Genomic DNA, 13,691 nt, shown 5'->3' on the forward strand with positions numbered 1-13,691 from the left:
TGAATCGCTATCATCCCTTCGGGATGCAAATCCAACTCGGTGCTACTTCCCCTCAAACACCACCCTGCCATTCACCATCGTCATCACAACCTTGGCTTCCGCAAGGTTATTCTGTTCACGTGCATCAAGGATATCTCGATTCAAAGCAACCAGATCAGCCTGCATGCCAGGCTTCAGTGTCCCCCGTTTTTTCTCGGAAAACATGGCATACGCCGCCTCAGCGGTATATGCATGCAAGGCTTCTTCCACACTGATTCGTTGAGCAGGGAACCAGCCTTGCGGATACTTCCCATCCAGCGGACGACGATTAACCGCAGCATCAATTCCAACCAGCGGATTCAGCGGAGCCACCGGCCAGTCTGACCCAAACGAGAGTGTTGCCTGATTATCCAGCAGGCTGCGGTAGGCATAAGAACTGGAACAACGTTCGGTTCCTATTCTTCCTTCCGCCCATCGGCCATCATCCACTACGTGGTAAGGCTGCATGGATGCAATGACTGAGCTTTCCTTGAAACGCACATAATCTTCGCGACGCAGATGCTGGGCGTGTTCAATGCGGAAGCGACGGTCTCGTGAGCCATTCTGTTTGTTCACCTCGGCAAAGATGTCAAGCAGCCGGGCGTTTGCCTCATCGCCGATGGCATGCACCACTACCTGCAGTCCTGCTTTGTCTGCAGCCAGGGCCATGTTGAGCATGCTTTGCGGCGGCGTTACCCAGACACCGGTTTGCCCGGCTTCATGGCGATAGCTTTCAAACATCTTGGCAGTGCTCGAACCGAGCGAGCCATCCATATATCCCTTCACACCGCCAAGCTGAACCAGACCATGGCGTGTTCCCTCACTCTTTATCAGGCTGGCTAGTTGTCGCGATTCCGAAATAGGCCAGAAATGCCTGATGCGTAGTGTCATTTCCCCTTTGGCTTGCAGGTTCTTGTAAATGTTCCAGAGTTTCAGCCTGACGTTCTTTCCTGATCCATCGATATCGTCGATACTGGTCACACCCACGGATCGAGCTTCTTCCAGTGCACGCTTGACCCCTTGCAGAATCGCCTCATCATCAGATTCGGGAATCAGATGCCCGACCAGGCCCATGGCATTATCGCGTAAAGCGCCGGTTGGTTCCTTCGTATCCGGGTTTCGAACAATTTCTCCGCCACTGGGGTCTTTGGTATTGGCATTGATTCCAGCCAGCTTCAACACATGCGTGTTGGCCAGTGCCATGTGCCCATCGTATCGGCGAAGAAAGACGGGTCGGCCCGGCGAAACATATTTATCAATGATGCTGGCGGTTGGCAGTATTCCGTTAAACGTTCGATCATGATCCCAGTTGCCACCGAGCAGCCATCGACCTGGTGGCAGCTTCTGGTCGAATTCCTTCAGCTTGGCGCCAAACTCAGCTTCATTGGCACAGAGCTTCAGATCAACCTGGCTGAGAAAGATGCCTGCCCCCAGGAAGTGAACATGGGAATCGTGAAAGCCGGGAACAATCCGTTTTCCCTGAAGGTCAATGCGCTTGGTCGCTGGTGCCTGATACTGCCTGATCTGCTGATCATTGGTGACCGCGAGAATGGTGCCCTGACGAATCGCAATGGCGGTTGCATGGTTATTCGGTGATTTGATCCCAGCCCAGATTTTCCCATTGAACAGAATAATGTCGGCAGGATTCTGAACATCCTGTGTCATTGCAACACTGCCGATGAACAGTAATCCAAGCAGGCTAACGCAGAGTCTTTGCATAACTGATTCCTTCATCGATCAGGATGAATCCCAGCGAGGTGAGCATCTTGCGGGCCTCGGTATTATCCGACGAAATCACGGTTTCCACGACTTGAAACATCTGGTCGTTCAAATGCTGGAGCGTATGGGCCATCAGGAATTTACCCAGCCCCTGTCCGCGCAGTTCTTCTTTCACCTTGAGATCATACAGCCCGGCTTGTGGCGGCTGGTTCTTGCTCAGGAATTGTGTCATTTCAGCAGCACGAAGTTCTGCTACCGGTTGCTCGAGAGCCGAATCGAGAAGTTGAAAAACAGTGGTCTCCATGCCGCCATGCAGCGCCTCGTCATACCAGTTGATGACGGGTCGCGGGATATTCCTCATTTCATATTTGCGCCGCAGGTGTGTAAAACGTGGATCACCCCAGGAGATAGCCTGCGTCATCTGGCGATGATAAATCTCATACTTTTCAGCAGCAGTGTAACCCTGCTTTTCAATGAAAAGATCGACGCCTGTCATGGATTTGAGCACACCAGCCGGGCTGATGCTTCCCAGCATGCCCCAGCAGTAAGGCATCCGGTCTGCATTGCATCCGAACCGTGCATCGGTCGTGCCTTTGGATTTGAGATAGCCTTCTGCAGACTTCAACAACTTCGTACCAATGCCCTGACGACGATAATCAGCATGAACGAGGAGGAGCGACACGACACCCTTGGCATAATCAACCTTGTCTTTGGTGGCAGCAGCACCAAACCCAGCCAATGCAGCGCCGATGATCTGTTTGCTGTCCTGGCGAGTTGTATCCAGTGCCAGTTGAAGGGCAGCTGGTTCAAACCATGGCTTGCAGAACCATTGCAACTCAAGAAAAAACGGTTTGATGCCTTTACAACAGCCGCGCGTAGTCAATGATGAATTCCACAGATCGACCAGACCTGGGTTGTCGTCATTCCGATATGCACGATAAACGATAGTCACCTTGATACCCCGTTTCGCGGGTTCATTACAATATACCGGCGTAGAGTGCAGGAACCAGCAGACAAGAAAAGATGAATGGAGAAAATCACCTATGGTGAATGAAGCGGGATTAGCCAGTCTGATGCATCCATGGCGTCTGTTGACTGCAGACCTGCCTGGTATTGGTGGGATGCTCAAGCAGCAACTGGAGGATTTTCAAGTCGAAGAAATCCCAGCCTATCTACCCTCAGGCGAAGGAGACCATCTTTACCTCTGGATTGAAAAACGCGATATAGGTGCTGAGTTCTTCCTGCGCCAGATTGCCCAACGCCTTGAAATACCTATCGGTGAAATAGGAACTGCGGGCAATAAAGACCGCCGAGCGGTCACCCGCCAATGGGTATCAGTTCCAACCAAGGCAGAGCCAAAATTGAGTCAACTTGAGGGAGATGGAATCAAGGTACTGCAAGTCAGTAAACACCAAAACAAGTTGCGACTGGGGCATTTACATGGCAACCGGTTTGAAATTGTGGTTCGAGAGATAAGTCAATCAGAGAGTCTTTCTGCAATTATTGATCGGATTAACCAGGCAGGCTTGCCTAATTATTATGGTCAGCAGAGGTTCGGGCGAGATCAGGAGACGTTGCATTCAGGCTGGCGGATGCTGCACGGGGAACGCCTCAAGCTGAATCCGTTTGTCCGGAAATTGTCGCTCTCCGCAGTGCAGTCTGCCTTGTTTAACCGGTGTTTATCCGATCGCATGGAGGATGGATTTTTCAGACAGGTACTTCCGGGTGATGTCATGGGGAAGTGGCCAGCCGGTGGTATGTTTATTGCAGAAGATCTTACAACAGAGCAGACTCGACTTGATAATCGCGAGATCATTCCCATGGGACCGATGTTCGGCAGTCGCATGCGGGCAGCCCAACAGCAGGCTCATGAAAGAGAAATGCTACTGCTGCAACAACACCATTTGACCATGGATCAATTTGATCGAGGCGGCAAATTACTGGAAGGAACCCGAAGGCACAACTTTATCTATGTCGATGAACTGCAATGGAAGGCAAACGAAAGCTCTATTACTTTGAACTTTCGTTTGCCTGCCGGTAGTTATGCCACGGTATTCCTGGCAGAAATCATGAAGACTGAGATGACTGCTGTCGGCGACTGATGTGCCCTGGTTGACCGGGTAGTGGAGTAGGCTCGGCCACCTTTCTGTAACCCATGGCATGAAGCACTTCCAGGACTTCACTCCACGTGGGGAATTGCCGACCTGCCAACCTCTTGTACAAGTCCATGTTGCTCATGAACTCGACTTCCTCGCCGGAGTAATCACGTTCGCAGGTAGTGGGATCTACCTGACGGCGGCGTTCGACGGTACGTCGATCGGTGCCGGTTCTGCGCTCGAAAGCCACAGGTATTTGTTTTTTACGACGATCAGATGAGCCTGATCCACGTCGATCTACGGTCGCACGGCGATCAACATTGACAATTTGATCGGCGGCACGCCTGTTCTGCATCTTATCACTCATGGACGCAACCTGGTGGGACATCCTTCCGTGGAAGTTTCGGAAAGCTGGGCGAAGCTGTAGTGCAAAACAGGTGTCCCCGGCCTGTTTCATGGTTTTATCATACCGGGGCGTGATTCGATACGCCATGCACTTTTCACTATGTTTTGATTCTTTGAGCGATTACGAGTCAAATCGTAGGACGTATAAGGTGCAATCATTCTGCACCAATCCCGAAAACAGGGGAACTTGTAGGGTGCATAAACATGGAACCTTGGCGTGTTCACTTCGTAAGATGAATAATAATTCAACGTTTAAGGGATTATCAGAGTGCCTGATTCGATTTCATCACAAGTCAGCAAGTACATTGATCAACTTCAATTACTCGGTTCAGCCATTGCACTCATTACGGCAATGTGCGGCATCGTCCTGTTTGTGATGTGGTACAAGACCGGCATTCCCAAGGTGCTAGTAGGCAAACAACGTGCAGTCAGAGTCCCCTGGGATTGGCTCGAAGTCTTTCTGGCAGCACTGCTTCTCCTTTTTATCATGGATGCACTGATCATTACTTTACCGTGGGGAAAACACAAACTTCAGACGGAAGATTATGCAGGGTATCAAATCAGTGTCGCTGCATCCGCGATGCAGGTTGCTGCTGACCAGGGATTAAGCGGTGGCTTACTCACTCTTCCTGGCGCTCTCGTCAGCTACAAGCCGGAATTAACACGACAGCTCGAAGATGCTCGTTCACGCATCATCAACACGGTGCTGTTCTTCCCGCTGCTCCTGGTTGTATTTTTCAATGTGATGAAGAGGCTCTGCGGGGCCAGGCTCTATCAGATGGGATTGCACCTGAATCGCTGGAAAGAGAACTTTACACTCGGCACGTTAGTCTGGCTGGTCATCACTCCCATCTGCAATGTCCTGTTATTGATTCTCCTGCTTCACTTCTGGGAAACCCTGTGGGGCAGAAATACGGAACATCCCATGGGTATGCTGCTCATGCAGGATTCACGGTACAGCACCTGGATTCTCGTTGGCATACTGACGTGTGTGATTGCTCCCCTGAAAGAGGAACTGCTGCTGCGTGGCGTGGTGCAGCCGTATCTGGTACGGAATCCCGTGGCATCGGATGTTCTTGTCATACTTTCCATCATCTGGGCGTTTTCCAACTTGATGACGCCGGGTACAGGGCCAGATCGAGGCATGGGCCTGGGGCCGCTGCTCTTTGTGTTCTTTGCAGCACCGGGATATTACCTGTTTGAAATCTGGGTGAAGCCTTGGATCAGTGAACCTGGTGCTGCACGGGGCATCTTCGCTACATCACTGTTTTTTGCAGCATTGCACGCTGGTGCCTGGCCACAACCTGTTCCACTCTTCCTCTTCAGCCTGGCTGTTGGCATTTTAGCCTATCGGACCCGTTCCCTGATTGGTCCCATAACTGTGCATATTCTCTTTAACCTTACAACAATGATATCGATGCTGTTGCATGAATATCCGAATTGGAAATAAGCGAGGCGTAAGTTTGTAGTCATCTCGCTCCGTCGAGATGACGCGGTGATGAGCACACGGCCAGGTGCCCGGAACATTTGAGATTGACAAGTGGTGGCAGGGTCGTGAATGTACTCATTCTCGACCCTGTTGCTGAGGAATAACTTTCCGCGAGACTTCAGGGTCGAGCGGAGTACCGCACGATCCTGCCACGGCTGGTCGCTTGGGACAAATTGTTCCGGGCACCTGGCTGGGGGTGAAACTCCACCGGGCTACTCGACCGAGCAGACTATGCCACCCGAGCATGACACTGCTATAGCTCTTCAAATCCGTCGGTTGTGATATTTTTCGATTAGATTACTGATAATTATGCTTGTAGAATTGAACAAATCATCAGGCTCTTTCGGGGAGAAACCGCATGCGTACCATCCTGGCCGGGGTGCTCGCCCTGTGCTGGTGCGGACTTATTTCTGCACAGACTGGTCAATCTAACAATGCGAAAGCGCGAGCCGATCGGTTGGCGGCCATCAAGGCGGAAGTTGCCCGGGTTTCTGCCGAAGGCCGCAAGAAGATCGAACAGATTCAGGATGCCAGCGAGAAGCGGGCGGCTGAGCAAAAGCTGTCTCGGATGATTGTTAGTGAACTGCAACCCAGGCTGGCTGGGCTGGCGCTGGCACTGGCCAGGGAAAATCCCAAGGATGATGTCGGGCTGGAAGCGTTGGTCTATGCTGTCTCGAAGAATGGCGGGAATAAAGCTGTTCAAGACGAAGCACGCCGGTTGATTATCCAGTTACATCTGAAAAATCCCAAGATCGAGGAAGCGCTGCCCAATGTAGCACGCCGTGATCGTGATTATGATGAAGCCCTTCTGAAGAGTGTGCTGGCCCAGAACCCTTCCAGGAGCGTGAAAGGAACAGTTTCGTTCCTTCTGGCCAAAAGCCTCAAGGCCCAATCCGAAAGCGTCAAGATAAGAGATGCCGACATCGAGACGAAGATGAAGCAGGCGATTGCAGCGTTTGAGAAGGTGGCTGCGGAATATAGCGAAGTGACACTCAAAGGGATGGGAATGAGTGGGAACGCGGCTGTGCTGGCGAACCGGGAAATCGATTTGATTAAGAATTCGGCCATCGGCAAGGTGGTACAGGAAATAAGCGGGGAAGACCTGGATGGTGTGCCATTCAAAATCAGTGATTACCGGGGCAAGGTGATCCTGCTTGATTTCTGGGGGCATTGGTGAGGGCCTTGCCGGGCCATGTTCCCTCACGAGCGGTCGCTTGTGAAACGCCTGAGAAACTACCCTTTCGCCCTGATTGGCGTTAACAGTGATAGGGATCGAGAAGAGATCAAGATCAAGAACTTACAGGAACAAATCACCTGGCGCTCGTTTTGGAATGGAGCGCAAGGAACTCGTGGCCCCATTTCTACATCGTGGGAGGTGCGTGCATGGCCCACATTGTATTTGATCGATCACAAAGGCGTGCTTCGCCGGAAGTTTGAGGGCAATCCCGGGGATGCTGAACTGGATCGATTGATTGATGAACTGGTGGTGAAAGCGATGAGGAACCGGTAAACGAATCGATCCTCCCCGTTGCACCGAATCTGGTTGATGAATTTGATAGCCATCCGTGGAGTGCCAGGGTGCCATGCCCACCCCAAGGTGGGCATGGAGTAAATGAGAATACTTCACTTCCGATTTCCTGCGTGCATTACTGCTCGTTCGGAATTACGATATGGACATGTCACACCGCAAACGCTGTAAGCGATACAACGAACCGGGGCATGCTCATGCCTTGACTTTTTCATGATTTCAGCGAAGACCCTTCTTGAGCAAGGATCGTTCTTGTCAATGGATGCTCGATGCTCTGAATCGAGCCCGACAACTGCACGCGTATCACCTGTGGGCTTACGTCATCATGCCTGAACATGCCCATGTTCTCGTTTGCCCAACATTGGCAACCTACAACGTCAGCGAATTCCTGAACTCGGTGAAACAGTCTGTTTCCAAAAAGGCATTACTCTGGGTGCGTGAATATGCGTCAGCATTCCTGAAACAGATGGCTGACCGGCAGCCGAATGGAGATATCCACTTTCGATTCTGGCAACGGGGCGGAGGATATGATCGCAACCTGTACGAACCAGCTGTCATCCATCAACAGATCGATTACTTTCACGGCAATCCGGTGAAACGAGGGCTGTGTCAGAAGCCGGAAGATTGGCTTTGGTCGAGTGCTCGAGAACATGCCAACCGAGGCAGTGGCCCACTTTCCCTCGATTTGGAATCGCTGCCACGATTATTGGTGACGGTTTAGCAAAAGCGAGGTACGTAGAGTCAAACCGCACTTACCATGCCCACCTTGGGGGTGGGCATGGCACCCTGGCACTCTGGCGCTCGACCCATCCTACGTGGGTTCCATCACTTCCACCCAAACACTCTGCGAATCATGCTGCACACTCAGTCTCGTCCCCGGCGTAAGATGCTCTTTCCGAATCATCGCAAAAGCCAACCAGTGTTTCCACTGAGGCGAATACGCAACCGTCTTGATGGTGCCAACAGCCTTGTTGTCATGCAGTAGTGATAAGCCTTCCATGCTCATTGCATCCGAAGATTCGATCTTGATACGACGCAGTTGTTTGTTGACCTGGCCATAGGCTCGAATGCGTGCCACCGTTTCCTGTCCGATGTAACACCCTTTGGTGAAACTGATCGCACTTTCATTCCGGTTTACTTCCTGTGGCAGATTGCTGGCATCAAAATCCAGGCCATGTGCTGGTGTGTTAGTCTCAAGCCGTAATGTTGTCCACAAGGGATCGCGTATCGTCAACAGTGGAATACCTGCAGTTTTCTTTTCAACGAGTGGCAACAGTGAACGGTCACCCCAGATAAAGCAGGACGATGCTCCAGGAAAATCGCATCGCTGCATCGAAACACCGGTGATGTCCCAGGCATTATCTTTCACTTGCCATGGCACCATCGACTTCGCATCAGGATAATTGGTTATCAACCGGAGAAAATCCTGAGCGGTCTTGTCCTGCAGTTGTACCTCTTCGCCGATGATGTACTTCTCAAGATGCTGGATAACCGCTGCTGCCAGTCCAGGTTCCATATTGACGTAGAGATCATGTTCCCGAATCGCCACCCTCAGCCAGGCGACAATTCGAGCCTGTGCAGTGGTAAGAAAGGTTTCGCAACCGGAGCCCGTTCCAGGCTTAATGACATCGTTGGTGGTAAAGTTCTGCAAAAACGAGGAACGGTCTTTGCCAGTTAAAGCCACCTTGCCGAATGCAGCGAGGTCAAACGCAATCGGAGCCGTTCTGTATTGTTGGTAGAAGGGAATTTCCATGCAGGTATTCTAACAAAACAACCTCCGAGATCATCGGAGGTTGTTCAGTATCAAATAACACTCGGCAATTAGAACACGAATTCGATGGATGCCGAGGGGCCATGGTAAACCGCAGTGTCGGCCGTGTTACGCATGGTTGGCCCTAACTCCAGGTTATAGTTGAATTGCCGCTGAGCCGAGGCAATACCAACAAAGATCTTTAAATCGTAACCAGCACGAATTCGCATGTTGCCTGCGTTCAGGTCAAAATACAAACCGGTTTCATAGGCCTGGGCAAACCGCCAGGAGGTTTCACCGACATTGTAGCCCTGGAAACCATCATCACGAATCAGAGACTGTTTCGTTCTTGCGGCATTGGCCAGCAAGGCAATCTTCTGATCCCAACTGAAGCTCCAGGTTTGGGTGAATCGCTGCGTCAGGCTCCAGCCTACCTGGCCACCAAACATATTATTTTCACCCTGCCAGCGAAGGGTTGCTCGCGTGGTGGGATCACTGATTCCAAACTGCAGATCATCATCCACGGTGTAGTGTTTGAACTGATCCTGGAGGTAGATGTAGCGAAGACCGATGAGGTAATTCACATCAAGAGTCTTCCAGCAATCGCCGAAGAATCGAACGTTCATTTCACCGCTGTAGATGCTGTTGGTGTAAGTCAGTTGCATCAGATCAGCATTGGTCCACAGACCGAAAAGATCCTGGAAACCAACCGGTGCGTTGGTATAAGGTGAATTCAGTCGTCCCAGACTGACCGTGGTGTTCTGAACATTCTGGTTATCAATGTACCAGCCGCCAATTTCGTAGATGATCCCATCGTGATCATCCTGCAGACCGATGTAGGCTTGAACGCCACTGTTGAGCTGGCCGGAAACATCATTCCAGCTTCGAATGAATGGCGTTAAGCCGAAGGTCGGGTCGCCATCGCCATCAATATTGTTGAAGGCTGGCTCGATGGAAACCACCGGGAATTCCGGATTGCTGTTTCGCTTCAATCCGACATAGCCAATCTTGCTGTAGAAACGACGGCGTTCGCCATCTTCGCAGAAGAAAATTTTGTCCCAGCAACTGCTGCGATTATCGCAGGAAATGCCAGGGTAATAGGTTGCACCCATAGGCAAACCAACGCCGGGCATGCCATTGGGGCCCATCTGTCCATGATTCATCGTTGGCCCAGCAGGCATTCCGGGGTCGCCCATCCCAGGCATCCCCATCCCGCCCATCATGGGTCCGGGAGCCATTGGCATCATCGGGCCACCAGCACCAGGAGGTGCCATCGTTGGCATGGGGGGACCACTAGGACCATAGCCTGTGCCAAACATTGGCGTCTGGCCACCAGGCATGCCACTGGGTGGTGCCATGTTCATGGGCATGGGTTCACCAGGATAGCCTTGAGCCTGTACCCCAGGGCACAGTCCCGCGACCCCTAACCCTACCAGCAGTCCAGTTGCCCAGCGATTCGCCATGATCTGTTCCCCTGACGGCCCCACGGCGGAGGCACGTGTCCCCCACTGCCTGGTTGTCTGCAGCGACTCAACTGGCGCAAGCAGACTATAGCAGATGCGTGAATCATCGGCCTGCTTAGCTGCTATTCTTGAAACAATCCCTAACCTCACTACATTCCGCCGAACTGTTAAGGTTCACTTAATCATCTTTCCTGATCCACCTGAGTTCGCTAGGATGTGTAATCTTGACTGGTTAGACCCACGGAAACGGGATTCGAAAATGAGCGACGCTGCGATGCCGGTAAATGCACAAGCTGGGGAAGCTATTACCTTGCCAAGTCTGAATCCGCTAGAAAGGCGAATTCTGGGAGTACTCATCGAAAAGGCAAAAACCACTCCCGACAATTACCCCATGACCTTAAATGCTCTTGTCACCGGCTGTAATCAGAAAAGTAACCGCGAACCGGTTATGGATGTTTCTGATGCTGAAATTGAAGAAGCTATTCCAAGACTCAAGCAATTAGGTCTCATGCAACAGATTCTGGGCAGTGGCCGCACTGATAAGTTCCGCCACTGTCTGTATGATGCCTGGCGAATCGATAAACAACAAATAGCCATCATCGGCGAGCTCCTTCTTCGAGGTGCTCAATCGGAAGGCGATCTGCGTGGCCGTGCTTCTCGAATGGAGCCTTTTGCAGATCTCGATGCCATCAGACCAGTTGTCAAGGCACTCTCAGAACGTGGATTAGTTGTCTACCTGACTCCGGAAGGTCGACGTGGAACCATGGTCACACATGGATTTCATACTCCAGATGAATTACAGTTGATTAAGGCAAGGGCAGAACGATTTGCTTTTGATGAGCCACCGCCAGTTGCAGGAACTTCTGCTGTCTCGAAATCTTCAGCATTGGAATCCCGTGTAACTCAGCTTGAACAGACAGTACAAGAACTGAAAGAACAAATAACCAGTCTGCAAGCACTGTTCAACAAATCGAGTAATCTGTAATTCAATAAAAATTTGATGATACAGTATCTTTATCTTTTGGTATTCTTGGTCAGCAACCTCGATGACGGGTAGAATACATCATGCAAAGTATCGTGACTTTGCAACAGGTTTTGATGTAACTGTTTGAACGAATGGGAACGACGCATGGCAACGCGAGATAACTCGCCTGACGATAACGGAACAGATCGCAAACGCCCACCATTGATTCTCAACGGTCCCTGGTGGATACTGATTGTCGTTACCCTGGCATTGTTTGTCTTTCTGCTGATGCGCGAACAGTACCTGGGCAACACACGCATTCCTTATAGTGAGTTCAAATTGCAACTCTCCCGAGGCAATGTCAAGTTCGTCAGGATCGGGGCAACTGTTATCCGTGGTGAACTGCGCGACTGGAAAGTATTGCCGGAAGATAATCGTAAAGGCAGAAGAGATTCAGACAACAGCTTTACTACCCTGCGAACGGAAGACAAGGAACTGAGTGCTCAGTTGGATAAAGCACGTTTGAATGGGTTGGACTATTACGATTACGAAGCTGATTCTTCGGGTACCATCACTACGCTGCTCGTGTATCTGGCGCCCATACTCATCCTGATCGCCCTGTTCATGTTCATTCTGCCCCGTATGCGTGATCCGATGGGCGGAGGCTTCATTTCCAGCTACATCAAAAGCCCTGCTCGCAAGTATGAAAAGGGTAAAACCCGCGTAACGTTCGATGATGTCGCAGGGATGGAAAATGCAAAAGCTGAACTCCAGGAAGTAGTCGATTTCCTCAAGAGTCCGGAGAAGTTCCACAAACTCGGTGGTCAGATACCCAAAGGTGTATTGCTGATTGGTCCGCCAGGAACCGGCAAAACATTGATTGCCCGTGCGGTAGCTGGTGAAGCTGGTGTGCCTTTCTACAGCATCAGCGGTTCTGAGTTTATTCAGATGTTTGTAGGCGTAGGCGCCAGCCGGGTGCGTGATCTCTTCAAGACGGCACGTGAGAACTCTCCCTGCATCCTCTTTGTTGATGAAATTGATGCAGTAGGGCGGGTTCGTGGTGCTGGTCTGGGTGGCGGACACGATGAACGCGAGCAGACTCTCAATCAGATACTCACCGAAATGGATGGATTCTCTCCCACCGAATCGGTCATCGTGCTGGCTGCTACGAATCGACCCGATGTATTAGACCCTGCCTTGTTGCGTCCCGGCCGTTTCGACCGCCACGTCACTATAGACCGGCCAACCTGGCAGGGCCGGTTGGCCATTCTCAAAGTGCATACCCGCGATAAGCCTCTCGCTGCCGATGTCAATCTGGAAGCCATTGCTCGTGCGAGCATCGGTATGACTGGTGCCGATCTCCGTAACCTGGCGAACGAAGCTGCGCTCAATGCCACTCGCGCCAAGAGAAACAAGATCACCACCCGTGACTTTACCGATGCAGCAGATCGTGTTGCATTAGGCGCCAAGCGGGAAGAAGTGCTCAAGGAAAGCGATAAGTATCGCACTGCCATTCACGAAGCTGGGCATGCTCTGTGCGGTTGGCTGGAACCCAAGTCCGACCCGCTCCACAAAGTCACGATCATTCCGCGTGGCAGGGCACTGGGAGTAACACAATTCCGTCCAGAAGACGACAAACTGGAACATACCGAACCACAATTGAAGGCTCAGCTGGTGATGGCCATGGGTGGCCGGGCAGCCGATAAGCTCATTTTCCATGAAGCATCTTCCGGTGCTGCTATGGATTTGAAGCAGGCATCCCGTATTGCACGCCTCATGGTGACACAATTCGGCATGAGCGATAAGCTTGGCCCAGTACATTATCGTATCGGCGAAGAACATGTCTTCCTGGGTAAGGAAATTCAGGAGGCTCGTGACTTCAGCGAAGGCACCATGCAGCTGATTGATGAAGAAGTGCGACGTATTGTCCGCGAGGCTGAAGCCAAAGCAATTGAACATCTCACAACTCACCGCAAGAAACTCGATCTGCTGGCTGAAGCATTGTTGAAGCGTGAGGAACTCAGCAAGGAAGAAGTGGACTTACTGTTGAATGCAGAATCCCTGGATGTGCTGCCTCCAATTATCGTGGAGGATACCAAGCCAGCGACAACTGCTCCGCCTAAAGTGGAAGAAAAAACTGCACCCGCTGATGTGCCTGGAACCCTTCGTCCCTACCCGGCAGTCTAAGTGCCCACCCATTAGTCATGCGGGGTGGGTGCCACGGTTTGCGTGTACTCGCGCTAACCGTGCCAATTCCCC

Annotated in this window: 13 protein-coding genes; 7 read left to right on the forward strand and 6 right to left on the reverse strand. The window is 51.6% G+C overall.

All coding sequences use genetic code 11. From position 1 onward, the window contains the following. Positions 1–42: 42 nt before the first annotated feature. Positions 43–1,737 (reverse strand): amidohydrolase, encoded by a 1,695-nt coding sequence (locus tag JNJ77_09295; protein MBL8822768.1) that lies wholly within the window; start codon positions 1,735–1,737, stop codon positions 43–45. Next, on the reverse strand, positions 1,718–2,689 hold the full coding sequence (locus JNJ77_09300; GenBank protein ID MBL8822769.1) for a GNAT family N-acetyltransferase: 972 nt from the start codon (positions 2,687–2,689) through the stop codon (positions 1,718–1,720). The genes JNJ77_09295 and JNJ77_09300 overlap by 20 nt, the downstream gene beginning before the upstream one ends. 121 nt (positions 2,690–2,810) lie before the next feature. Between JNJ77_09300 and truD the strand changes: the two genes are divergently transcribed. Then, the gene (gene truD / locus JNJ77_09305) at positions 2,811–3,839 is read left to right on the forward strand and encodes a tRNA pseudouridine(13) synthase TruD (GenBank protein ID MBL8822770.1); all 1,029 of its coding nucleotides are present in this window, start codon (positions 2,811–2,813) and stop codon (positions 3,837–3,839) included. Here truD and JNJ77_09310 read toward each other — a convergent pair. Further along, positions 3,805–4,188 carry a hypothetical protein gene (locus tag JNJ77_09310; GenBank protein MBL8822771.1) on the reverse strand — a complete coding sequence of 128 codons (384 nt, stop codon included), beginning with the start codon at positions 4,186–4,188 and terminating at the stop codon, positions 3,805–3,807. The two genes, truD and JNJ77_09310, sit on opposite strands and share 35 nt — an antisense overlap. Before the next feature lie 318 nt (positions 4,189–4,506). Between JNJ77_09310 and JNJ77_09315 the strand changes: the two genes are divergently transcribed. Beyond that, positions 4,507–5,688: a CPBP family intramembrane metalloprotease gene (locus tag JNJ77_09315; GenBank protein ID MBL8822772.1), complete on the forward strand. Its 1,182-nt coding sequence runs from the start codon at positions 4,507–4,509 to the stop codon at positions 5,686–5,688. Positions 5,689–5,802: 114 nt separating this feature from the next. On the opposite strand, the gene JNJ77_09320 is transcribed toward JNJ77_09315, so the two are convergent. Next, positions 5,803–5,973, reverse strand: a complete 171-nt coding sequence (locus tag JNJ77_09320) for a hypothetical protein (GenBank protein ID MBL8822773.1) — start codon at positions 5,971–5,973, stop codon at positions 5,803–5,805. 112 nt (positions 5,974–6,085) lie between these two features. Between JNJ77_09320 and JNJ77_09325 the strand changes: the two genes are divergently transcribed. From JNJ77_09325 to JNJ77_09335, 3 genes are all read left to right on the forward strand, one after another. Then, the gene (locus tag JNJ77_09325) at positions 6,086–6,904 is read left to right on the forward strand and encodes a hypothetical protein (protein MBL8822774.1); all 819 of its coding nucleotides are present in this window, start codon (positions 6,086–6,088) and stop codon (positions 6,902–6,904) included. Positions 6,905–6,943: 39 nt separating this feature from the next. Next, the gene (locus tag JNJ77_09330) at positions 6,944–7,237 is read left to right on the forward strand and encodes a hypothetical protein (GenBank protein ID MBL8822775.1); all 294 of its coding nucleotides are present in this window, start codon (positions 6,944–6,946) and stop codon (positions 7,235–7,237) included. 253 nt (positions 7,238–7,490) lie between these two features. Continuing rightward, the gene (locus JNJ77_09335) at positions 7,491–7,976 is read left to right on the forward strand and encodes a hypothetical protein (protein ID MBL8822776.1); all 486 of its coding nucleotides are present in this window, start codon (positions 7,491–7,493) and stop codon (positions 7,974–7,976) included. Between the two features lie 90 nt (positions 7,977–8,066). On the opposite strand, the gene JNJ77_09340 is transcribed toward JNJ77_09335, so the two are convergent. Both JNJ77_09340 and JNJ77_09345 read right to left on the reverse strand, forming a co-directional pair. Next, positions 8,067–9,008 (reverse strand): hypothetical protein, encoded by a 942-nt coding sequence (locus JNJ77_09340; protein MBL8822777.1) that lies wholly within the window; start codon positions 9,006–9,008, stop codon positions 8,067–8,069. Between the two features lie 68 nt (positions 9,009–9,076). Then, positions 9,077–10,468, reverse strand: coding sequence for a BBP7 family outer membrane beta-barrel protein (locus JNJ77_09345; protein MBL8822778.1), 1,392 nt, complete (start codon positions 10,466–10,468; stop codon positions 9,077–9,079). Positions 10,469–10,727: 259 nt separating this feature from the next. Here JNJ77_09345 and JNJ77_09350 point away from each other — a divergent pair, with 259 nt between their 5' ends. Then, positions 10,728–11,453: a YceH family protein gene (locus JNJ77_09350; protein MBL8822779.1), complete on the forward strand. Its 726-nt coding sequence runs from the start codon at positions 10,728–10,730 to the stop codon at positions 11,451–11,453. 144 nt (positions 11,454–11,597) lie between these two features. Beyond that, on the forward strand, positions 11,598–13,619 hold the full coding sequence (gene ftsH / locus JNJ77_09355; protein ID MBL8822780.1) for an ATP-dependent zinc metalloprotease FtsH: 2,022 nt from the start codon (positions 11,598–11,600) through the stop codon (positions 13,617–13,619). The last annotated feature ends 72 nt before the right edge of the window (positions 13,620–13,691 follow it).

Source organism: Planctomycetia bacterium (genome assembly GCA_016795155.1).
Lineage (GTDB): Bacteria > Planctomycetota > Planctomycetia > Gemmatales > HRBIN36 > JAEUIE01.